Origin of the sequence: Acidithiobacillus sulfurivorans (genome assembly GCF_018853815.1) — a bacterium.
GTDB lineage: Bacteria > Pseudomonadota > Gammaproteobacteria > Acidithiobacillales > Acidithiobacillaceae > Acidithiobacillus > Acidithiobacillus sulfurivorans.
This window is the reverse complement of record NZ_JAAOMP010000163.1, coordinates 1-207: the sequence shown is the minus strand read 5'-3', so window position 1 is coordinate 207 and position 207 is coordinate 1. Positions and strand designations below refer to the sequence as shown.

The 207-nt window shown below is 58.9% G+C and carries 1 pseudogene; it reads left to right on the top strand.

What is annotated here, in order from left to right:
- Window positions 1-63: 63 nt before the first annotated feature.
- Window positions 64-207: pseudogene (locus tag HAP95_RS17705) on the top strand (ISAs1-like element ISVsp7 family transposase); the annotation flags it as partial.

Sequence of the window (207 nt, the reverse complement as noted above, 5' to 3'; positions counted from 1 at the left end):
CGGGATGATTACGCCTTCGGACTCACCAGCCTGACCCCAGAGCGCGCCACGCCCGAAAATCTGTTGGGCTTGGCCCGTGGCCATTGGGAGATTGAAAACCGGAACCATCATGTCCGCGACGTTACTTTCCACGAGGACCTCTCCCAAGTCCGCACCCAGAATGGTCCCCATATGATGGCGACCTTGCGCGAACTCGCCATGAGCATT